At 64.0% G+C, this 21234-nt stretch carries 17 protein-coding genes and 1 pseudogene; 3 read left to right on the top strand and 15 right to left on the bottom strand.

The features are described 5' to 3' along the window. Positions 1–68 precede the first annotated feature (68 nt). From ACZYOF_RS04160 to ACZYOF_RS04150, 3 genes are all read right to left on the bottom strand, one after another. Entirely contained in the window at positions 69–1037 is a 969-nt protein-coding gene (locus ACZYOF_RS04160) for a helix-turn-helix domain-containing protein (RefSeq protein WP_463714895.1), read from the bottom strand. Between the two features lie 297 nt (positions 1038–1334). Continuing rightward, complete coding sequence (locus tag ACZYOF_RS04155; RefSeq protein WP_463714894.1) at positions 1335–1490, bottom strand: hypothetical protein; 156 nt, start codon at positions 1488–1490, stop codon at positions 1335–1337. 111 nt (positions 1491–1601) lie between these two features. Continuing rightward, positions 1602–1778 carry a hypothetical protein gene (locus tag ACZYOF_RS04150; protein ID WP_282530553.1) on the bottom strand — a complete coding sequence of 59 codons (177 nt, stop codon included), beginning with the start codon at positions 1776–1778 and terminating at the stop codon, positions 1602–1604. A 93-nt stretch (positions 1779–1871) separates the two neighbouring features. Here ACZYOF_RS04150 and ACZYOF_RS04145 point away from each other — a divergent pair, with 93 nt between their 5' ends. Next, positions 1872–3209 carry an OpgC domain-containing protein gene (locus ACZYOF_RS04145; protein ID WP_463714893.1) on the top strand — a complete coding sequence of 446 codons (1338 nt, stop codon included), beginning with the start codon at positions 1872–1874 and terminating at the stop codon, positions 3207–3209. Between the two features lie 350 nt (positions 3210–3559). Here the strand turns inward: ACZYOF_RS04145 and ACZYOF_RS04140 are convergent, their stop codons facing one another. Continuing rightward, entirely contained in the window at positions 3560–4717 is a 1158-nt protein-coding gene (locus ACZYOF_RS04140; RefSeq protein ID WP_463714892.1) for an acyl-CoA dehydrogenase family protein, read from the bottom strand. A gap of 258 nt (positions 4718–4975) precedes the next feature. On the opposite strand from ACZYOF_RS04140, the gene ACZYOF_RS04135 reads away from it, so the two are divergent. After that, a complete protein-coding gene (locus tag ACZYOF_RS04135) occupies positions 4976–5626 on the top strand; it encodes a winged helix-turn-helix transcriptional regulator (RefSeq protein ID WP_463714970.1) in 651 nt (216 codons plus the stop codon). Here the strand turns inward: ACZYOF_RS04135 and ACZYOF_RS04130 are convergent. The 10 genes from ACZYOF_RS04130 to cobS form a co-directional block, all read right to left on the bottom strand. Then, positions 5623–6591: an alpha/beta hydrolase gene (locus ACZYOF_RS04130; RefSeq protein WP_463714891.1), complete on the bottom strand. Its 969-nt coding sequence runs from the start codon at positions 6589–6591 to the stop codon at positions 5623–5625. The two genes, ACZYOF_RS04135 and ACZYOF_RS04130, sit on opposite strands and share 4 nt — an antisense overlap. A 173-nt stretch (positions 6592–6764) precedes the next feature. After that, positions 6765–10187, bottom strand: a complete 3423-nt coding sequence (locus ACZYOF_RS04125) for an acyl-[ACP]--phospholipid O-acyltransferase (protein WP_463714890.1) — start codon at positions 10185–10187, stop codon at positions 6765–6767. A 296-nt stretch (positions 10188–10483) separates the two neighbouring features. Beyond that, complete coding sequence (locus ACZYOF_RS04120) at positions 10484–10738, bottom strand: hypothetical protein (RefSeq protein ID WP_282530857.1); 255 nt, start codon at positions 10736–10738, stop codon at positions 10484–10486. 186 nt (positions 10739–10924) lie between these two features. After that, positions 10925–11344 (bottom strand): hypothetical protein, encoded by a 420-nt coding sequence (locus tag ACZYOF_RS04115; RefSeq protein WP_130577700.1) that lies wholly within the window; start codon positions 11342–11344, stop codon positions 10925–10927. 304 nt (positions 11345–11648) lie between these two features. Beyond that, the gene (locus ACZYOF_RS04110; protein WP_463714889.1) at positions 11649–12749 is read right to left on the bottom strand and encodes an LLM class flavin-dependent oxidoreductase; all 1101 of its coding nucleotides are present in this window, start codon (positions 12747–12749) and stop codon (positions 11649–11651) included. Positions 12750–12898: 149 nt separating this feature from the next. Next, entirely contained in the window at positions 12899–14011 is a 1113-nt protein-coding gene (locus tag ACZYOF_RS04105) for an NADH:flavin oxidoreductase/NADH oxidase (protein WP_282530858.1), read from the bottom strand. Positions 14012–14081: 70 nt separating this feature from the next. Next, positions 14082–15038 carry a Bug family tripartite tricarboxylate transporter substrate binding protein gene (locus ACZYOF_RS04100; protein WP_463714888.1) on the bottom strand — a complete coding sequence of 319 codons (957 nt, stop codon included), beginning with the start codon at positions 15036–15038 and terminating at the stop codon, positions 14082–14084. 85 nt (positions 15039–15123) lie between these two features. Beyond that, positions 15124–16212 carry an esterase-like activity of phytase family protein gene (locus ACZYOF_RS04095; protein ID WP_463714887.1) on the bottom strand — a complete coding sequence of 363 codons (1089 nt, stop codon included), beginning with the start codon at positions 16210–16212 and terminating at the stop codon, positions 15124–15126. Between the two features lie 114 nt (positions 16213–16326). Continuing rightward, positions 16327–18222, bottom strand: a complete 1896-nt coding sequence (gene cobT / locus ACZYOF_RS04090; protein WP_394567036.1) for a cobaltochelatase subunit CobT — start codon at positions 18220–18222, stop codon at positions 16327–16329. Between the two features lie 181 nt (positions 18223–18403). Next, positions 18404–19402: a cobaltochelatase subunit CobS gene (gene cobS / locus ACZYOF_RS04085; protein WP_130577697.1), complete on the bottom strand. Its 999-nt coding sequence runs from the start codon at positions 19400–19402 to the stop codon at positions 18404–18406. Between the two features lie 282 nt (positions 19403–19684). Here cobS and ACZYOF_RS04080 point away from each other — a divergent pair, with 282 nt between their 5' ends. After that, positions 19685–20344, top strand: coding sequence for a DedA family protein (locus tag ACZYOF_RS04080; protein WP_282530862.1), 660 nt, complete (start codon positions 19685–19687; stop codon positions 20342–20344). Positions 20345–20470: 126 nt separating this feature from the next. Here ACZYOF_RS04080 and ACZYOF_RS04075 read toward each other — a convergent pair. Continuing rightward, positions 20471–21106, bottom strand: a pseudogene (locus tag ACZYOF_RS04075) (citrate synthase); the annotation flags it as partial. Between the last annotated feature and the right edge of the window lie 128 nt (positions 21107–21234).

Below are 21234 nucleotides of genomic sequence, written 5' to 3'. Positions count from 1 at the left end.
AGTGTTGCGCGACGCCAGCGCCGCACTGCTCGCGGCACCCGCGGATCGGGGTCACGTGTCACGCACCATTACCCCCTCCGGCTGCGCACGCGGCGTGGCGAATCGCCGAAGCGGGCGCGGAATAGCCGGTTAAAATGCGAAATATCCGAGAAGCCGACTTCCAGCGCGATGTCGGAAATTCGCCGCGCGTTGTCCTGGGGCTGGAACAGCAGCATAAACGCCTTTTGGAGCCGTAACTCATTCACGCGCCCCGTGAACGACGTTCCGGATGACGCCATCAGGCGCTGCAGATAACGAGGAGAGATGCCCTGCCTATCGGCTACCACCTCCAGGGTGAGCTCCGGGTCCTGAAAGTGCGCCGCGATATGGTCGAGGGCGGCGCTGTGGCGCGCAGCCATGACTGCGCTCGCGTTGCTCTCGCCCAAGGGAGCGTGCTCGCTGATTGCGAGCGCCGCGAGATCGTGGATGTGACTAACGATCGCATCACGTAGCTTAGGGGCAGCTAGAGCGTCCTCCTTCAATGCCAACTTCACATAAGTCATGAGAAGTCGGAGCGCTTCGGTTCGGCGACAAATCGGCCGCATGGTGAGGTCGTCGACCTCGGTCACGCGCGACGCAAGCGCATCGCGCGGCAAGGCCAGACCAAATTGCAATCCTTCCAGATAGGTGACAGCGACGGGCTCCGAATGCAGAATCGCCGTTGCATCGCCGCCGCGGAGCTCGAACTCCTGGCCGCGCTGCGATAGCTGACTCCTGCCGGGCAGACTGACGATGAGGCCGATCGAGTCATCACCATCAACAATGTTCGTTTGCGACCGCTTGAAGCGCATTGCTGAACCCTTCAAGGAGAGCATGCGCAACCCCTGAAGGGCGTGTAATGTCGCTTCGGCCTGAAACGGCACCTCCGATGAAGGCTCGATATCGGCGTGGACTATGGTTCGACCAAAATTCTCGCGCCACATCGGGATGCGAATCCGCTCCGGGAGCTCGCGCGTCGAGAATCGATACGATACGAAATCGGTTGCGCCGGTAGACATGGCCACTCTCCCAGCGTTGATAAAACATTCGGATAAAGCGCTCCAACAATGATGCCGGCATGTGTAGTTTGCAATTCGCGCACCAACCTTCGTTTATGCGGTGCGCAGCAGTCCAAGAAACCACAGCGTCCGCCTGCTAGTCTCACTCACCCGTGATCGATGCTGATGTGAATTGGCTCACTTGGCGGCCAGAAAATTAGACCCATAATATTATTGCGAAAGTCGACGTCAAAAATCTCCTTTAAGGAGAGATAGCCGTGACAACTCTATTTCTCGTTGCCGCCATCACGCCCATTTTTAGAAATCGCCGGTGCCTGCAAGCGCTGGTTCAGCTTTACCACGTTGTTCGCGATTGATCGAACTCAACGATCCGCGGTGCAGATCGATCTGCAGCACTTGGATGTCCGCTGATACCGATTTCGTTTCGTACTTTGGCGGCGCGAAAATCGTCATCAGATCTCGTCGGAAACCAACTCCCCCGGCACAGGTCATTTTCGGCCGCGGGCGAAATGCGTGGGATGTCGACGGTGATGATCAAGCGAGGATTCGATCATGTCCATCATATTAGACCTGCTTTACCGCGAATATTGCCGCGCCCGCCTCGCCGAAATGCGACAGCAGCTTCTGATCCCGGTTGCGAACGACGAAATCCGGGAAGCGAATTGCGACGCCGGCGATCCTGCCGGCCCTGGTGATCGGGTTAGCGGTGGGGACGACCGCCCCGCCACGAAAGAAGCCCAAGCCATCCGATAGCCGGGCCTCGTAACCGCATCGGCTGTCTCGTCGACCTGTGTCCGACCGAGAGCGCGCTCGCACGCTGGACAGAGTAACCAGATGCATGATCGAACTCACATCTCGAAGCGATTGGCTGACGAGTCGCCGCCGGAACTCGAGGGGTTTGGCCGCGACCTGCGGATCGATGCCTGCCGCGGCATCGCACTATGGTGCATTTTTCTCGACCATGTCCCCGACAACATCGGAAGTTGGCTGACACTGCGCCACTACGGCTTCAGCGATGCCGCGGAAGTATTCATGTTCGTGTCGGGCGTGACCTGCGCGCTGGCCTACGGCAGGGCGCGTCAGCGCGAGGGCTGGAGCGGCGTGCTCAGCCGTTCGCTGCGGCGAGGATGGGACATATATGCTGCATCTTTGCTGCTCACGCTCGCTTGCGTCATCATGGTTTACCTTGCAGGCAGCGACCATCTTGCCGACGCGACCAATACGCGCATCCTGTTGGAGCATCCGGGCGCGGCGCTCGCGCACGCTGCGATCCTGCAATACCGTCCCGTCAACACCGACATCTTGCCGGTTTTCGTGATTTATCACGTCCTGTTCGCGCCGCTTCTGTGGCTGCTGTTGCGCGTACCGAACGTGACGCTTGGCGCCTCGGTGTTGCTTTATGGGCTCGTGCACGTCTTCGGCTGGACCGTGCCCGCCTGGCCGCACAACGTCTGGTTCTTCAATCCCCTTGCCTGGCAGCTTCTGCTTGTGCTTGGCGCCTGGTGGGTCATCGAGGGAAACAGATTCCGGCCGTGGGTGACCTCGCGCGCGGCGCTGGTCCTGGCCGTTCTCTATCTGGTTTTCAGCCTGATCGTCGCATTGAGCTCGAGCATCAAGCCGCTGGAACCGCTGCTCCCGCAGACCCTGACGAATCTGCTTTTCCCAATGGACAAATCGAATCTCAGTCCATTGCGACTGCTGCATTTTCTGGCTCTTGCGGTTTTGGCTGCATGGTTTGTGCCTCACAATTGGCGAGGGCTGGCGACGCCGGTGATGCGCGGCGCGATACGCTGTGGCGCGAACTCGCTTCCAATCTATTGCCTCGGCGTTCTGCTGGCGTTCGCCAGCCACGTGGCGCTGCTCGACATCTCGGATGGGCTTGCAATGCAGATTGCGCTCAGCCTTGGTGGAATCCTGGTGATGATCGTCGCCGCGATGCTGCTGAGCTCGATCAGGATCAAAACCGGGAGGCAGCCACGGTCGACGCAGCCGACCGAGCCCTCTCCCGCCGTCCCGGGCTTGCGCGCCGCAGCGAAGCCTTGGCGTAGCCGGGACTCGGGACACCTAACCACAAGCGTTTGTAGTCTGCTCCGCCGCAACCGCTTGCTCGCGCCACAACAATCACCTGTGGTTATGGGTCCCCGCTTTCGCGGGAACGACGGTGGTGTGTAATTGCCCGACGGGCAAATCAGAAGCGTAGGGTGGGCAAAGCGCAGCGTGCCCACCCTCCGTACTCGGCTCGTGGCGGTGGGCACGCTTCGCTTTGCCCACCCTACGATTCGTTCCTCAAGAGGGTGAAACGGCCGCAAGCCTCGGACGTCTTCCGCCGCGAGGACGACGGCGCGCGTCCCCTCGGCTCTTTGACATCAGAAGCGAAAACGTCGCGCCGGCATGGGCCGTCATCATCATGTGTTGCGCGAGTGCGGCGGCAATCCATTCGACGCCGGCGGCGGCGTGACGGATTGCCTGCCTCGCGACAACGAGCGCGGCGCGACCGCGAGTTGTCGTCATCAACGCGGTGCTCAATACACCCGGTCGACCGGCAGACCGAGCGCCATCGATCCCGCATATTGCGCCTGCGGGCCCGATTGCAGCGGATGGTAGCGCGCCGCCTGGATGTCGCGGAAGCGCCGCTCCAGCCCCGTGGCGCGATAGAAGCCGGCGCCGCCGGCGAGCTCCATCGCATATTCGACCGCCGCGATCGCATGCCGCGCGACGAGCTGACGGCCCATCATCACCTGGTTGACGGTCGCAGCCGACGGCGCGTTGAGACGCACGGCAGCCAGCATCCATTCACGCGCGAGCCGCGCCGCCGCGAGCTCGGTATCCATACGGCCGGCGAGCCGGATCGCATGCTGGTCCGGCGTCTTGCGCTTCGCGGTTGCGATCGCGATGTCGCGGGCGCTCTCGGCAACGCCGAGATAGACCGAGTAGATCAGCGGGAACGCGGTGGTCGCGATGATCTGGAACAGCGGATGCCATTCGCCGGCCTTGCGTCTCGCCGCGACCGCGGCCTCCGGCACGATGTGGCCGTCGATCACAACATCGTTGGAGCCGGTGCCGCGCATGCCGAGCGTGCGCCAATTGTCGAGCACCTTCACATGCGGCGAGTTCATGGGCACGCCAAAATGCAGCACCGTTGCCGGCTCGCCTTCGCTTTCCAGCACCGCGGTCGTCATCAAGAGGTCGCCGGCGGGCGAGCCTGACGAAAACACCTTGCGCGCGGTGATGCGATAGCCGCCGTCGACCTTCTCCGCGCGGCCGGAGCCGCCGATCCAGTCCGAGCCGCCGCTCGACAACAGGATGATGCGCTCATTGGCGATGCGCCGGAGCAGCGGCTCGACGGGGGCCGCCTTCTGCACCTTCCAGCGCCAGGCGGGAATCGCGACCTGGTGGGTGTGCATGGAGAAGGCGAGCGCAGTCGAGCCGCTGTAATGGGCCAGCGTGCGCAGCATCTCGGCAAGTTCGTCGACATCGGCGCCGCCGCCGCCAAGCTCGGCCGGCACGCCGGCCTCAACCAGGCCTGCGGCCTTCAGGTCGGCGAAATCCTCGGCGACGAACCTGTCCTCATCCGTCTGCTGCTCGGCGCGTCGCGCGAAGATCGGGCCAAGCTCCTCTGCGATCTCGACCGCGCTGCGCGATTTTGACGCATCGAGACTGTGTGCTGCGTTGCTGCTCATGACACTCTCCATCGTTGAGAATATCCACCGTGAGAGAGCCTAATTCCGCCGCAAAGGGCGCTCCAGTTCAGGAACTGTACTGCGACGCCGTGACCGCCGAGAGGGGCGAGAGCACGTCTGAATTGCTTACATTTTCCGCCGCGTCTTCCGGCCTGGTGCCGGGTCCGCGCTAGCATATTTGTACTACCGCATTTCAGGAGAAGCCGATTGCCTGACAGGACCGAGCGTGGAAGCTATGGGCAGTTTTGCCCGGTCGCGATGGCAGCCGAGATCGTCTGCAACCGCTGGACCGTGCTGGTGCTGCGCGAACTCCTGTGCGGCACCACGCGCTTCAATGACCTCCGCCGCGGCGTGCCGCGGATGTCGCCCTCGCTGCTGTCGAAGCGGCTGAAGGAACTGGAGGTGGCCGGGCTGATCAGTGTGACGCCATCGGGCCAACCGGGCGTGATGGACTATCGGCCGACGCAGGCCGGCGAGGATTTGCGCGAGGTGATCATGTCGCTCGGCTTCTGGGCCCAGCGCTGGGTCGAGTCCTCGCTGTCGCTGAAGAATCTCGATCCGTCGCTATTGATGTGGGACATGCGGCGGAATCTGCGCCCCGAGCCGTTGCCGCCGCGCCGTTGCACCATCGAGTTCATCTATCCGGAGCTGTCGGGCCGCAGATCCTGGTGGCTGGTGATCGACGGCGCCATCGTCGACCTCTGCCTGACCGATCCCGGCTACGAGGTCGATCTCTATGTGACGTGCCCGTTGCGCACGATGACCGCGGTGTGGATGGGGATCTCGACGCTCGAGCGCGAGGTGGCAAACGGCGGCATCGAGCTCACCGGCGACAAGGCGATCGCCCGCTCGATGCAGCAATGGCTGGGCCTCAGCCCATTCGCGAAGGGCGTTCGCGCCGTCGGTTAATGATATGCGCCCTTGTCGAGCAGCGCCTTGAAGTCCGTCCGCGCGCGCTGCGCCTCGGCTCGCGCGGCCTCGGAGGCGTCGACGAGGCCGAAATAGCCGTGGATCAGGCCCTGCCCGTCATGGTGCGTAATCGGCACATCAGCCTCGCGCAGCGCGTTGGCGTAAGCGACGCCCTCATCGCGCAGCGGATCGAACCAGGCGGTGGTGACAACGGCGGGTGCGACGCCCTTCAACTCCTTCGCCCGCAGCGGCGAGACCCGCCAATCCGCGCCGTGTGCGCGCTCTTCGAGATAATGCCCGCAGAACCACTCCATCACCGCGCGCGACAGGAAGTATCCTTCCGCATTCTCGGCCCGCGACGGAAACCGCGCATTCTCCGCAGCGTCGGCGAAATTGCCGACGACGTCGGTGACGGGATAGACCAGCAGTTGGCCGGCGAGCCTGATCCCGGCATCGCGGCAGGCGAGCGCGCTGGCGGCTGCGAGATTGCCGCCGGCGCTGTCGCCGGCGACGCCGACGCGAGCTACGTCGCCGCCGAATTCCTTGATGCGGCCGACCACGTCGCGCGCCGCGGCAAAGGCATCCTCGAACGCGCCGGGGAAACGCGTCTCCGGCGGGCGGCGATAGTCGACGGAGACCACCACCGCGCGGGTTTCGATGGCAAGGTTGCGCGCCTGCCGGTCATGGGTCTCGAGGTCGCCCGCGACCCAGCCGCCGCCGTGGAAGAACACGACCGTTGGTGCAGTCCCGCTGCCGTTGCGATAGACCCGCGCCGGCCGCGGACCTGCGCCGCCGGCCACGTTGATATCCTTCACATGCTCGACCAGCGGCGGCGGGATCGCGGCGCGCGCGGCAGCGAGATCGCGGAGTTGCTGCCGCGCACTCTGCGGCGTCATGACCTTTGGGTCGCGCAGCGGCAGCAGCGGGATGATCTTCTCGATCACGGGATCAAGCGGGAGAGGCATCGAGTTCCTCCGGAGTTCCGGCCGCCGTTTCGTTGGCCGGCATCATTGTTGATTGGTCGAATCGTAGTCCGGATGGAGCGCAGCGCAATCCGGGATTCATCCCGTCGGATCGAGCGGCCCGGATTTCGCTGCGCTCCATCCGGGCTACGGAACTCCTCGCAATGAAGCAGACCTTACGCCACGTCGGCCATCGGCTCTGCTGGCGGCGGCGCCGCGGCAGCGAGTTCCTTGGCGAACGCGATCGCCGCGACATAGTCGGTCTTGCCGGAGCCGAGCAGCGGCACCTTGTCGACGACGCGGATATCGGCCGGCACGGCAAGCTCGGAGGCGCCTGTCGCCTTGGCCTGTCGCTGCATCGCAGATCGCTCGGCATCGCGCTGCGTGGTCAGGAGCACGATGCGTTCGCCCTTGCGCGCATCGGGAATGGAGACCGCGACCGAGATCGCCTGCGGCCACAACGCGGACGCCATCGCTTCCACCGCCGACAGCGACACCATTTCGCCCGCGATCTTCGCAAACCGCTTGGCGCGGCCCTTGATGGCGATGAAGCCCGCGGCGTCGATGGTGACGATGTCGCCAGTGTCGTGCCAGCCATCGACGAGTTTCTCCAGCACGCCGGGATTTTCCGCGCGCAGATACCCGAGCATCACGTTCGGCCCGCGCACCGAGAGCCGGCCGCCCTCCTCGATGCCGGGGACCGGATCGAGACGGTATTCCATCAGGGGCGACAGCCGGCCGACGGTGCCGGGGCGGTTCGCCATCGGCGTGTTCATGGCGAGCACCGGTGCGGTCTCGGTGACGCCATAGCCTTCGAGGATGCGGATGCCGTAGCGCTCCATATAGACCTGCCGCGTGCGGTCCTTCACCGCCTCCGCGCCCGCCAGCACCAGCCGCAGCGTGCGGAAGTCGTACGCATGCGCCGAGCGGGCGTAGCCGGTGAGGAATGTGTCGGTGCCGAACAGGATCGTGGCGCCGGTCTGGTAGATCAGTTCCGGCACGATGCGGTAATGCAGCGGCGACGGATACATGAAGATCGGAATCCCTGCGAGCAATGGCATCATCATGCCACCCGTAAGTCCGAACGAATGGAACACCGGCAGCGCGTTGAACACCTTGTCGTTGCCATTGGCATCGACCCGCGCCAGCGCCTGCGCCGCGTTGGCCAGGATATTGCGATGGGAGAGCACGACGCCCTTCGGCGTCCCCTCCGAGCCCGAGGTGAACAGGATCACGGCGGGATCATCCGCCCTGCGCGCGACACGCGGCGCGGTGCCAGCCAAGAGGCCACGGATCTTGTCGAGCGCGTTGACGGTCGCGCGGATGTCTTCGAGATAGACGATGCGGGCTTCCGGAGCGATCGCCGCGATCAGCTTGTCGAGCTTACCCTTCTCGATGAAGGCGCGGGAGGTGAGCACGGTCCTGATCTGCGACGCCTTCATCGCCGAGAGCACATTCACGGGGCCGGCGGAGAAGTTGAGCATCGCCGGGACGCGGCCGATGGTTTGCAGCGCCATGAAGACGACGGCGACGCCGGCCGAGTTTGGCAGCAGCACGCCAATGTTCTCGCCGACGGCAGTGCCCTGCTCGAGCTTGCGGCTCAGCACCTGCGCGCCAAGGATGAGCTTGCGATAGGTGAGTTTCGTGCCCAGCGCGTCCTCAACGACCACCTTGCCGGTGTCGCGGTCACGATGGGCATGGGCGAGCGCTTCGAACAGGGTGTGATCGAGCATGGCGTTCTTCACCATGGCCTCGATCATGATGTCCTGCAGCGCAGCGCCGGCGGCATTGCGGCGGGCCTTGCCCTTCAACGACTGGTCGATCGGCAGCTTGACCGGCGGCAGAATCGTGATCGTCACCTTCGGGAACCAGGAGCGCTTGATCTCGCCATTCTTGAGATAGCTGAGATGCGAGCGCTGCGCGCCCTCGATCCTGACAGGAACGATCACGGCATCGGCCTTGTCGGCGATCATCGCGGTGCCGTCATAGACCTTCATCAGCGAGCCATGCACGGTCAGGCGGCCCTCGGGGAAGATCACGACAGGTTCAGCGGAGGCGACCAGCTTGATCAGATCACGCGCGCCGAGCGGCTTGGTCGGATCGACGGTAATGTGACGGACCATCTTCAGGAACGGCTTGGCCCACCACGCCTTCGCGATGCCGGTATCGACCGCAAAGCTGGCATCGATCGGCAGCGTCGCGTGCAGCAGCGGGCCGTCGACCAGACTGACATGGTTGGGCGCGATCAGCATGCGCGTGCCCGCGGGCGGCAGATTCTCAATGCCGCGAACCTCGACGCGGAACAGCGCACGGAACAGCAAGGCGCCGAAGTCGCGCACACCCTCCTTGCCCCACTTCTTGAGCACGAACCACACCGAACCGAAGCTCGCGACGGCAAGGCCGAAGAAGATCCAGGCGATCGAAAGCCCGGCATATTGCAGCAGCGCGACGAACAGCGAGCCCACCACCATGAAGCCGGCCTGCAGGATGTTGCCGGCCGCGATGATCCGGGCGCGCTCCGATGGCGCGGTCCAGGCCTGCACCGCGGCGAACGCCGGCACCACGAACAGGCCGCCGCCGATGGCGAACAGGAAGAAGCCGACCAGCATATGCAGCCCGCCAAACGAGGTCGCGAACGCTGCCGCGGTCACGCCGTTGCCCGGCACGGTCGCGCCGATCACCGCGGCGAGATCGAGACCAACGACGCCCATGATGATGGCGCCGATCGGCACCAGCGCGAGATTGGGCCTGACGTGGCTGAGCTGTGCCGCAATCAACGAGCCGGTCGCGATGCCGATCGCAAAGGTCGCAAGGCACAAAGTGACGACGCCTTCGGTGCCTCCAACGCCTTCCTTGATCAGCGCGGGCAGCAGCGACAGCACGACCGCGCCGGCGAGCCAGAACCAGGACACGATCACCATGCCGTCCCACAGACGTGGCTCGGCATAGAGCGACTTGAGCAGCCGCACCGTGGACGTCCACGGATTGGCGGTGATGGCGAGTTCGGGTGCGGACGGCGTGGTGGCGGGAATGCGCGCGGCGAACGCCCAGGACAGGACGGACAGGCCGACCACGGCAAGCGAGATCCAGCCCATGTGGCTCGCGCCCGCGACGAACAGGCCGCCGGCGATGGTGCCGATCAGGATTGCCAGGAAAGTTGCACCTTCGACCAGCGCGTTGCCGGTGGCGAGCTCGCCAACCGAGAGCTGATCAGGCAGGATCGCGTATTTCACCGGACCAAACAGCGCCGCGACCGTGCCAAACAGCGCCAGCGCGGCGAACAGAAGCGGCACCGAATGCAGGAAGAAGCCGGCCGCCGCAAAGCAGGCAGCAAAGATCTCGAGGAATTTCAGCCGCCGGGCGACGACCGATTTCACATACTTGTCCGCGAGCTCACCGCCGAGCGCCGACAATACGAAGAAGGGAAAGATGAAAACGGCGCCGGCAAGTGTTACCAGCGACGCATTCTCGCCGGCGGTCGCGCCGTAGAGCAGAATGATGACCAGCGCGTTCTTCAGGACGTTGTCATTAAGGGCCGAGAAGAACTGCGCCCAGAACAATGGCGCGAAACGGCGGGACGACATCAACTGTTTGATCATAACCGGTTCCTGGGCAGTTCGGCCGAAAGTCCTTGGCCTTGTAAAATTCGTTTTGGGGTTATCGGGGTCAGGAAAAGCGAAAGTTAAGCAGTGATGCCGTTGCTATTAGTGTTCTTGATTGCCTCGCGGTTCGACGTCGCAAGTCGCGGCATCGGCTGACCATGCACGGCAAAGATGTACGAGACCTTGTGCCTGGTTGTGGTGCGGCCATGTTGGCCGGCGACAATGCGGAGCATGGTGATTTCTTGGTTAGGAACCGGCTCCGCAATCGAGGCGAATTGGACCGTTCGGCCGTCTCAGGTGAGCTCGCTGAGCGAACCGAACGGCCAGCGCCCGCGGGGACGCTGCATTTGCCGCGCACGACGCCGGATCTGTGCTGCAAACCGGCGGCGTTCGAGCACGCCGGCAACGTCGCAGGCGTTGGCAATACGATTGATCGGCGCGGTGATGACGCGGGCGATCGACCTGCCAAATTCCAGGACGGACTTGAGGACATCCTCGAAGAAGGTCGTGGTCAGTTGCCGGGTCAGTTGCAGGACAAGTGTTTCCATGTGAGCGGCCTCCGGATGAATTTGAGCAATGCTCATTTGATAGCGCGAAAATGAGCGTCGCTCAAGAAATATCTTCGCAAGGACCGAAAGCGCACATGCCCGATCGACAGGCAGCCGCCGCTTCAGAAATTAAGTCATTGATATTATATACAATTAATGCATCCGAGCCCCGTCGGCAGCTTCGACCTAGCGCATACGCGCGATCGTGCCGGCGACAATCTGCATGGCGACGCCGAACACCCATCCGATCATGATCGCAACCGTCCAGGCGACATGCGGCTCGATGCGAAGCACGATGAGGACCACCGAGACGAAGGCGACCAGTGCCGCAAGAAACGTCCCGACCGCACTCATGAATTCCGCCGCATCGATATTCCCGCGCGAGGATTGATCGCTCGGCGGCTGGAATGGCAGTGGCGGCGTGTCGATGCCGAGATAGAAGCCGATTGCGCCGCAGATCATCATGAGCAGAAGAAATCCCTGCGACGTAAAGGCAGAGATGCCTGACCCGACAAGGGCCGCCACGAACAGGCCGCTCGCGGCTCCCGCCATGGCAAGGCCAAGGCGCTCGAGAACATGGGCGAACTTTCGTACGCGGGACCGCATCGTGCCGATCCCCCATGATAATGATCAGGCTACGCCTCTTTCCGATAGCGTGAAAGATACCGTTCGCATGTGGCGCTGCACATGTCGGCGGCCCATGTTCACCGCAAATTGCGCTGATAACGGCGATTAGTTACCGCGATTATCGATTTTCTGCAGACTCGCAGCTCTCGTAGGGTGGGCAAAGCGCAGCGTGCCCACCATCGAGCATTCCGCTCGCAATGGTGGGCACGCTTTCATCGTCACTTGTGGTGAGCTGCGGTGGATGTAGTCCCTTTGCCCACGCTATGCTCTGCGATCGCTTCTGCTACGCTGCGCGGCCGAACTCGCTGCCGAGATGCTTGAGCCGCGGCAGCACTTCCTGCTTCAACAGTTGCAGCGAGTGGTGCCAGGCTTCCGGCTTGTGCTTGTAGTCGAATCCGAACACGAGCAGCACGCCGAAGCCGCAGACTTCCTGATAGATCTTCTCGATCTTCTCGGTGACGGTCGCGGGCGAGCCGACGATCCAGTTGTGGCGGGCGCAATATTCGACGTTGACGTCGCTGTCCGGCACGTCGGGCGTGGCTTTCAGATAGTCCTTGAAGCCGAAGTGACCGAGCAGCGGCAGGAAATACTCGCCCATCATCCGCCCCATCATGTCGCCGGTCGACAGACGCCAGGCTTCCTCGTCGGTGTCGGCGACAAAGACTTCGCGCACCAATCGCCAATCCTGCCTGCTCGGCTTGCGACCAGTCTTCGCTGCGCCCGCCTCCACCGAATCCCAGTGGCTGCCGACATAGGCCGGGTTGAGGTTGAGGCTCATCGGGATGAAGCCGCGCTCGCCCGCCAGCTTCAGCGTGTCAGAGTTCTTGGACAGGCCGGCGACCCCGATCGGCGGATACGGTGCCTGCTTCGGCTTGAGGTGGGGCTTGAGGAAATCGAACATCGTGTCCGGTTTCGTCACCGTCCAGTATTTGCCCTTGTATGTCCACGGAGCATCGTCGGTCCAAAGCTTCAGGATGATCTCGAGCGCTTCGCGCGTCATGTCGCGGTTCTGGCCGGACATGCCGTCGACATTGAACATCGCCCAGTCGCTCGGCAGGCCGCTTGCAGCGACACCGAAATTGAGCCGCCCATTGGAGAGATGATCGAGCATTGCGACGCGGTTCGCGAGTTCAGCCGGATGGTGATAGGGCAGCAGGAAGCCGCCGGGACCGATGCGGATGTTCTTGGTCTGCAGCAACGCCTGCGCGACCAACAGATCCGGAGACGGATGCGGCTCCCAGGGCGCGGTGTGGTGCTCGCCGATCCACGCTTCCTGATAGCCGAGTTCGTCCAGCCACCTGAGCACCTGCAGGTCCCAATCGTGGCCCTCCTTCAATCCGCACTCCGGCGGATGCGAGGGCATCGCGAAATATCCTAGTTCCATGGCTTTCCTCTCGCTTGTTTCTGGTGCGACTTTGCCGTCGCATCTCATGCACAAGCGAGAGTACCCACCCCGGTTGCGGCGGAATAGTGGCTTTCGTCATTGCAGAGCGGAATAGCCGTTTCACTTTCGCTCGCAATGACGGTGAAGATTTACCGTGCCCCGAACGTCGTCGCGCCGAACAGCGCTTTGTGCGTCGACGGTTGCGAACGCCAATACTGCGGCGGTGCGTCAACCTGTCCGCCGAGTTCAGCGGCGGCGTGCCAAGCCCAGCGCGGGTCGTAGAGCATGCCGCGGGCCAGCGCGACCATATCAGCCTTGCCGGAAGCGACGATCTCTTCGGCCTGCTTGGCTTCCGTGATCAGGCCGACTGCCATCGTGGTGACATCAGTTGCTTCCTTCACGGCCTGCGCCAACGGGACCTGATAGCCCGGGCCCAGCGGAATCTTTTGCAATGGCGAAACACCACCGGAGGACACATCGATCCAGTCGACCCCACGCTTTTTCAATTCCTTGGCGAATTCGATCGTCTGCGCGACGTCCCAGCCGCCCTCGACCCAATCAGTCGCCGACACCCTGATGCCAACGGGCTTGCGATCCGGGAATGCGGCACGCACCGCGTCGAACACTTCAAGCGGGAAGCGCATGCGGTTTTCGAGCGAACCGCCATACTGGTCGGTGCGCCTGTTCGAGATCGGCGACAAGAACTGATGCATCAAATAGCCGTGCGCGCCATGCAGTTCGAGCGCGTCGATGCCGAGCCGGTCGGCACGCTTGGCGGCCGTCACAAAATCGTCGCGGATGCGCTTGAGCCCGGCCTCATCAAGCGCCAGCGGCACCGCCTCGCCTTCCTTGTGCGGCACCGCCGATGGCGCCACGGTCTGCCAGCCGCCTTCGGACAACGGGATCAACTGCCCACCATCCCAGGGCCGATGGCTCGATCCCTTGCGGCCGGCATGCGCAAGCTGCATCGCGACCGCTGCTTTCGAATGTTTGCGCACCGAGGCCAGGATCGGCTTCAGCGCGGCCTCGGTGGCGTCGTTGTAGAGACCAAGACAGCCGGCCGTGATGCGCCCGATGGCCTCCACATGGGTGGCTTCGATGCAGAACATCGCCGCGCCCGATAGCGCCAGCATGTTGATATGCGTGAAATGCCAATCATTGGCCTCGCCGTTTTCTGCCGAATATTGGCACATCGGCGATACCATGATCCGATTGGGTAATTTCAGGCCGCGCAGCTCGATCGGGGAAAACAGGGCGCTCATGTGGGGATCCGGATAGGAGGGAAACTGCCCTTTCATCTAGCGACGCCCCGGCCCCGTCTCAAGCTGTCAGCTACTGCTTGATTCCGGCCGCCTTGATCAACTCCAGGTTAGCGGCGGTCTCGCGCTTGATGAAATCGTCCATCTGGTCTGATGTCATCGGCATCGGCTCGACGCCGAGCTTCTTCAGGCTTGCCTGCGTCGCCGGATCATTCAACACCCTCATGCCTGCAGCGTGAAATTTGTCGATGATGTCGCGCGGCGTTTTCGCCGGCACGAAGATCCCGAACCAGCTCATGCTGTCGGCGCCGGTCAAACCGATCTCCGACGGAGACGGCACATCGGGCAAATCGGCGGCGCGCTTCGGCGTCGACACCAACAGCGCCTTCACCTGGCCGTCGCGGATCAGGGGCAGCGCGGTCGCGAGCGGGCAGAAATAGAGATCGATGCGCCCGCCCAGGATGTCGGCAATCACTTCGGGACCGCCGCGATAGGGCACGTGGGTGGCCTCGATGCCGGCGGCGAGGAGGAATTTCTCCGCGCTGATATGTACGGCGCTGCCGACGCCGACCGAACCAAAGGAGATCGAGCCGGGCTTCGCCTTGGCGTCGGCAATGAAATCCTGGATGGTTTTCCAGGGCCGCTCTTTCGGCACGATCATGACATTGGCACTGGAGCCGATCATCAGCACGGATGAAAGGTCTTTGGTCGCGTCGAAAGAGAGATTCGGGAAGATTGCCGGCGCAATGGTCAGCGCCGAGGAATGCGCAAGCACGTTGTAGCCGTCAGCCTCCGCCTTGGCGACGAGGCCGGTGCCGAGCGTGCCGCCGGCGCCGGCGCGGTTCTCGATCACGAAGGGCTGGCCGAGCTCGGCCGATAGCCGATCGAACACCAGGCGCGGCACCACATCGGTGGCACTCCCCGCGCCGAACGGGATCGTCGCCTTGATCAGGCGCGAGGGCCAGGTCTCCGCCTGTGCAACTGCGGCAAACAAACTCGCGGCGATGAGAATGGAAAACAACTTGCGCATCATGGCTCTCGATTTCGATTGACGCCGCGGCGCTGCAAGAACCGTTCCGCTGGCCGCCGGGTTTGCCAACCCCGAAACCAGTCTCCTATTCCACCAGCGTGAACTGCAGCAGGAGCGTACGCTGGATCATCGAGAAATTATCGTCGGAGATCATGGTGATCACGGTGTCGCCTTCGGCCGTGGTGTGGGCGTCGATGCCCTCCATGTTGTCGATCTCGTTGCCAAGATCGGCGTTGAAGACCGAAGGACCGTCGAGGACGGCGCCCGGCATCACGGACGCAAGCTCGACGCGGCGGATGCGGATGCCGACGCCGCCAACCCAGGAGAATTTGCGCTCGAGCAGCAGCAGGTCGCCGGACGGCAGCAGCACCGCGTCGCTGATGTCGAAACTGTCGGTGCGGCGAACGGAAAACTGCCCCGGCGTCTTGCCGCCGACCAGGAAGCCGATGATGTTGCCCCGCGCATCGAGGCCGCGCTCAGAGATCGCGATCAGCGTTCCCGCCAGCGGCTGGCCTTGCGGCACCATCACCAGCGCCTCCAGCCCCTTGTTGTTCGGAAGCCGTTTCGCGGCCGGCGGGAGCGGCACCACCTCGCCACGTGCGCGCGTGAATCCCTTGGCGAAATCGAACCGCAGCACCTGGTTGACACGCTCGAGCCCGACATAAACGAACGAGCCGTCGAGCGCCATGGATTCAGAATCGTACCAGCCGCGCGCGGTGATCGGCCTGCCATCCGGGCCGAGCAGCGGCGCCGCCTCGACATCGGCGAGCCCCGTCATCTCGCGGCCTTTGTAAACGATGCGGCCGGTGAACCAGCTACCGTGGTCGCTGACGGCGATGAAGCGTTCGCCCTTTGCATCGAGCCGCAACGCCGACAGGCCGCCGAAGCCGCGAAACGAGGAGGTCAGCACCAATCCGCTGCGATACTCCAGCGTGCCGAACCTGACATGCGAGCGATCGCGGATGTCGAAGGAAGCCAGCGGCCGCGCATTGACATCGATCGAGACCGGCGCCGCCACCGTGGACTCGCTCGGCAGGATCGGTTTCGTCGGCGGCTCGATAACGGTCTGCGCGCGCGCCGCGGATGGCAGCGCCGTGGTCGCAAGACCCGCCGCGGCGATGCCCAGGAAGCGGCGGCGGGAAAGATCTCCATCCCTCATGGTGAGGAGGCGCATTCGCGCCGTCTCGAACCATGAGGCCCGGCAGCTTCCTCGTCGTCCGAGGGGCAGCGGCGACGCCGCTCCTCGGGATGAGACGATCCGTTGGCGCGGCGCGTCATGTCATGATGTTCAAGAATGCAGCCGCCTGGGCCGGCGTTCCGCGGGAGCAGGGCCGTGAGTCTCGCTGAAGAGCTCGGCGAGCTTCTCGGTGATGGCGCCGCCGAGTTCTTCGGCATCGACGATGGTGACGGCGCGGCGATAGTAGCGCGTGACGTCGTGGCCGATCCCGATCGCGATCAGCTCGACCGGCGAGCGGGTCTCGATCTCCTCGATGATGTGGCGCAGATGCCGCTCGAGGTAGTTGCCGGGATTGACCGACAGCGTGGAATCATCGACCGGCGCGCCGTCGGAGATCATCATCAGGATCTTGCGCTGCTCGGAACGCGCCAGCAGGCGCTTGTGCGCCCAGTCCAGCGCCTCGCCGTCGATGTTCTCCTTGAGCAAGCCCTCGCGCATCATCAGGCCGAGATTCTTCCGCGCCCGCCGCCACGGCGCGTCGGCTGACTTGTAGATGATGTGACGGAGATCGTTGAGCCGGCCGGGATTCGGCGGCTTGCCGGCGGCGAGCCAGGCTTCGCGGGACTGCCCGCCCTTCCAGGCGCGCGTCGTGAAGCCGAGGATCTCGACCTTGACGCCGCAGCGCTCCAGCGTGCGCGCGAGGATATCCGCACAGGTGGCGGCGACCGTGATCGGACGGCCGCGCATCGAGCCGGAATTGTCGAGCAGCAGCGTCACCACGGTGTCGCGGAAGGTCGCTTCCTTCTCGCGCATGAACGACAGCGGGTGATAGGGATCGGTGACGACGCGCGACAGGCGCGCGGGATCGAGAATCCCCTCTTCGAGGTCGAATTCCCAGGCGCGGTTCTGCTGCGCCATCAGGCGGCGCTGCAACCGATTGGCCAGCCGCGCGACGATGCCCTGCAGATGCGCGAGCTGCTTGTCGAGATAGGAGCGCAGGCGCTCCAGCTCGTCATGGTCGCAGAGGTCTTCGGCCGCGACGATCTCGTCGAATTTCGGTGCAAAGGCGTGATATTCGGGACCGCGCGGCTCGTTGCCGCCACGCGTGTTCGGCCGCGTCGCCTCGCCCGGCGTTTCGTCGTCGCCGAGCTCGCCGTCGTCGAAGGTGTCGCTGGTGGACGCCTGCGCGCTTTCCATCGCACTCTCGGACATCTCTTCCGAGGTCGTCTGCGCCTGGTCGGCGCTCATCTCCTGCGCGGCGTCGGAATCAGGCGAGCCTTCGGCGCCGGACTGATCGCTCTCGCCATCCGGATTTTCATCCTGGTTGTCGTCCTCGTCGGAGTCCATGTCGCGCTCGTCGCCGAGGTCGAGCGCCGACAACAGATCATGCACGAGGTCGCCGAACCTGGCCTGGTCCTCGGTGAATCGCGCCAGTTTATCGAGCCGCGTGCCGATCTTGTCTTCCAATAGCGGGCGCCAAAGGTCGACCATCTTGCGCGCAGCCTGAGGGGGCGCCAGTCCGGTCAGCCGCTCGCGCACCAGCATCGCCAGCGCATCCGCCAGCGGCGCATCGGCGCGGTCGGTGATCTCGTCATACTTGCCGCGGTGAAAATGATCGTCGAGCATCGCGTTGAGGTTTTTCGCAACGCCCGCCATCCGCCGCGAGCCGATCGCCTCGACGCGCGCCTGCTCGACCGCCTCGAACACGCCGCGCGCCTGCGGATTGCCCGGGATCAGCTTGCGATGCACCTTGGGATCGTGACAGGCGAGCTTCAGTGCGATCGAGTCCGCGTGGCCGCGCACGATCGCGGCGTCACGCTTGGTCAGTTTGCGCGCAGGCTCCGGCAGTCGCGCCTTGCCGGGCGCAAGCCCCGGGCGTTCGGCGGCGAAGGAGACTTCGAGCTCCGGCGCCTTCGCGATCGCCTTCAGGCACGAGGTCACCGCGCGCTTGAACGGCTCGGTCGGCGCTTCCTTCGTTCCGCGGAATTTCGAGTTGGAGATGGTCATCTCGATCTCACCGTCGTCCTCGCGAAGGCGGGGACCTATAACCACAGGAAGAAGTTGTTGAGCGCGATGGCGGCCCCAATCTTCGCAACAACCACGTCCTGGGGTTATCGCGACGAGCGCGAGCGCTCGCTCGGGAGATCCCGGATCGCGCTTCGCTTGTCCGGGACGACATCGTTGGTCCTTAGCTGAGCGCTACGTTGACAGCGGATTCGGGCAGCTCCGCATTGAAGCAGCGCTGATAGAATTCAGCCACCAGCGGCCGCTCGAGCTCGTCGCACTTGTTGAGGAAGGTGACGCGGAAGGCAAACCCGATATCGCCGAAGATCTCGGAGTTTTCCGCCCAGGTGATCACCGTGCGCGGGCTCATCACCGTCGACAGATCGCCATTGGCGAAGGCGTTGCGGGTGAGATCGGCGAGCCGCACCATCTTGTTGACGATGTCGCGGCCTTCCTGGCTGCGATAGTGCTTCGCCTTGGCGAGCACGATCTCGACTTCCTCGTCATGGGCGAGGTAGTTCAATGTGGTGACGATCGACCAGCGGTCCATCTGGCCCTGGTTGATCTGCTGGGTGCCGTGATAGAGGCCCGACGTGTCGCCAAGGCCGATCGTGTTGGCGGTCGCGAACAGACGGAACGCCGGATGCGGCTTGATCACCTTGTTCTGGTCGAGCAGCGTCAGCCGGCCGGAGACCTCCAGCACGCGCTGGATCACGAACATCACGTCAGGCCGGCCGGCGTCATACTCGTCGAACACCAGCGCGACATTGTGCTGCAGCGCCCAGGGCAGGATGCCGTCGCGGAACTCGGTGACCTGCTTGCCGTCCCGGACCACGATGGAGTCCTTGCCGACCAGGTCGATACGGCTGATATGGCTGTCGAGGTTGACGCGCACGCAGGGCCAGTTGAGCCGCGCTGCAACCTGCTCGATATGGGTCGACTTGCCGGTGCCGTGATAGCCGGTGACCATCACGCGGCGGTTCCTGGCGAAGCCGGCGAGGATCGCGAGCGTGGTGGCGCGGTCGAAGCGGTAATCCGCATCAACCTCCGGCACGTGCGGGTCGACTTCCGCATAGGCCGGCACCTCAAGGTCGCTATCGATGCCGAACACCTGCCGGACCGATACTTTCATGTCGGGCAAGCCGACGGTGTCTTCCAATGTGGTCTGGGCGGCGGTCGTCATTCGTCCTCCGAGGTCCCGGGAATCCCGAAACCAGATTATTCGTTTGGCTGCGGATTGGGTGCTCTGCACAAGCCTAGCAGAGTGCAACCGCCGGCAGAAGCCCGCGGCACGATCAAAGTTCCGTTGTCCTTTCATAAAGATAGGTGCTGGACGCGGTTTTTGGAGGGCTGCCCTGCGAATCGCGCTGCACTTTGCCGCGAGGGCCTGCCGCGATCCCTTTCCACGCCAGCGGCGAGTTGTTAGCTCTGGAGGTCAGGCAAGACCGTGAGCTGCGGGAATTTTGTGACCACATTCCTCGACCCCCTGATCACTTTCGTTTCGGCCCATGCGTGGCTTGCCTATCTGACGCTGTTTTTGGCCGCCTTTCTGGAGGCGGTTCCGGTGGCGGGGTCGCTGGTGCCGGGCTCGACCATCATCCTGGCGATGGGCGCGCTGATCCCCGGCGGCGAGCTGAAGCTCTGGCCCGTGCTGGCGGCCACCGCCGCAGGCGCCCTGCTCGGCGACGGCTCCGCCTACTGGATCGGCCATCGCCGCCAGCGCGAGATTCTGAGCGCATGGCCGCTGTCCGGCTATCCGCGCCTGATCGAGCAGAGCGAGGCATTCTTCCACCGTTGGGGCACGCTCGCGGTGTTCTTTGCGCGCTTCGTGCCGCCGTTCCGCGCCTTCGTGCCGCTCACCGCCGGCGCGCTGGATATGCCGCCGGTGCGCTTCTACAGCGTCAATATCCCCGCGGTCCTGCTCTGGGCGCCGGTGCATGTGCTGCCGGGCGTGCTCGCGATCTCGGCGCTGCATGAGTATGGCGGGCTGCCGTATCACCATCATGTCGGCAAGCATATCTGGATCCTGGCGGTGATCGGCGGCGCCTTGATCCTGACGCTGGTGCTCTGGATCATCCGCCGCCGGCGCGGCGTGATCGAGCCAGCGGCAAAGTCCGGCACGTAGCCTGGGTGGAGCCAACGGGTCGCGCGAACGCGCGCCCGATGACAGGCTCCGCGCAACCGGGGACATCCCTATCAATGGTCGCCGGCGGTCCCGGGTTACGCTGGCGCTTCACCCGGGCTACGCATCTCAAATGGTTTTGGCGGCCGCGCTGCGTCCGGGCGCCGGCCCGACATATCGTGCGCGCGGGCGGATCAGCCGGCCGTGCTGCAATTGCTCGCTGGCATGCGCGATCCAGCCGACGCTGCGCGCCATCGCGAACAGCGCAAGCTCGCTGCCGACCGGAAGCCGCAGGCTGTGCACCAGCACGGCCAGCGCATAGTCGATATTGACGAACTCGCCGGTCGCCTCCGCGATCCGCTCCGGAACCTCCCTGGTGAATTTGCGCGCGGCGCCGGTGCGTGCGAGCGCATCCAACAGCGACTGCGCACGAGGATCGCCGCGCCGGTAGACGCCATGGCCGAAACCGGCGAAGCGCTCGCCGAGCGCGACACGCTCGCGGATCACGGGTTCGACGTCCTGGTCGACGAGCGTCTTCACCAGCCGTGACGCCAATACGCCGGCGCCGCCGTGCTTCGGACCCTTCAGCGCGGCGAGCCCGGCGATGACGGCGTCATAGAGATTGAGCCCGGTCGAGGCGGCGCAGCGCGCCGTGAAGGTCGAGGCATTCAATTCGTGATCGGCGAGCAGCACCAACGTGCGGCGGATCAGGTCGGCGGCATGCTTGTTGTCGCCCGCCCAGGCGTCGGCGATCTGCACATGTAACGTGAGCGTCATCCGGCGACCACGCACTGAGGGCTGATCTGGTCGGCTAGGAAGATCTCGTGGATTGTTTCGTCACGAGGTCACCATGTCAAAAGATAGTTGTAAGGATGGCGATAAGGATAGGCATG

The sequence above is a fragment of the Bradyrhizobium sp. LeoA1Lang genome, assembly GCF_055413685.1.
This window is presented reverse-complemented; position numbering and strand designations above follow the sequence as displayed.

Bases quoted from the DNA above. Each gene is read 5' to 3' on its own strand.
- ACZYOF_RS04160 (WP_463714895.1), bottom strand. From the start codon at position 1,037: ATGTCTACCGGCGCAACCGATTTCGTATCGTATCGATTCTCGACGCGC.
- ACZYOF_RS04155 (WP_463714894.1), bottom strand. From the start codon at position 1,490: ATGACGATTTTCGCGCCGCCAAAGTACGAAACGAAATCGGTATCAGCG.
- ACZYOF_RS04145 (WP_463714893.1), top strand. From the start codon at position 1,872: ATGCATGATCGAACTCACATCTCGAAGCGATTGGCTGACGAGTCGCCG.
- ACZYOF_RS04140 (WP_463714892.1), bottom strand. From the start codon at position 4,717: ATGAGCAGCAACGCAGCACACAGTCTCGATGCGTCAAAATCGCGCAGC.
- ACZYOF_RS04135 (WP_463714970.1), top strand. From the start codon at position 4,976: ATGGCAGCCGAGATCGTCTGCAACCGCTGGACCGTGCTGGTGCTGCGC.
- ACZYOF_RS04130 (WP_463714891.1), bottom strand. From the start codon at position 6,591: ATGCCTCTCCCGCTTGATCCCGTGATCGAGAAGATCATCCCGCTGCTG.
- ACZYOF_RS04125 (WP_463714890.1), bottom strand. From the start codon at position 10,187: ATGATCAAACAGTTGATGTCGTCCCGCCGTTTCGCGCCATTGTTCTGG.
- ACZYOF_RS04120 (WP_282530857.1), bottom strand. From the start codon at position 10,738: ATGGAAACACTTGTCCTGCAACTGACCCGGCAACTGACCACGACCTTC.
- ACZYOF_RS04115 (WP_130577700.1), bottom strand. From the start codon at position 11,344: ATGCGGTCCCGCGTACGAAAGTTCGCCCATGTTCTCGAGCGCCTTGGC.
- ACZYOF_RS04110 (WP_463714889.1), bottom strand. From the start codon at position 12,749: ATGGAACTAGGATATTTCGCGATGCCCTCGCATCCGCCGGAGTGCGGA.
- ACZYOF_RS04105 (WP_282530858.1), bottom strand. From the start codon at position 14,011: ATGAGCGCCCTGTTTTCCCCGATCGAGCTGCGCGGCCTGAAATTACCC.
- ACZYOF_RS04100 (WP_463714888.1), bottom strand. From the start codon at position 15,038: ATGCGCAAGTTGTTTTCCATTCTCATCGCCGCGAGTTTGTTTGCCGCA.
- ACZYOF_RS04095 (WP_463714887.1), bottom strand. From the start codon at position 16,212: ATGCGCCTCCTCACCATGAGGGATGGAGATCTTTCCCGCCGCCGCTTC.
- cobT (WP_394567036.1), bottom strand. From the start codon at position 18,222: ATGACCATCTCCAACTCGAAATTCCGCGGAACGAAGGAAGCGCCGACC.
- cobS (WP_130577697.1), bottom strand. From the start codon at position 19,402: ATGACGACCGCCGCCCAGACCACATTGGAAGACACCGTCGGCTTGCCC.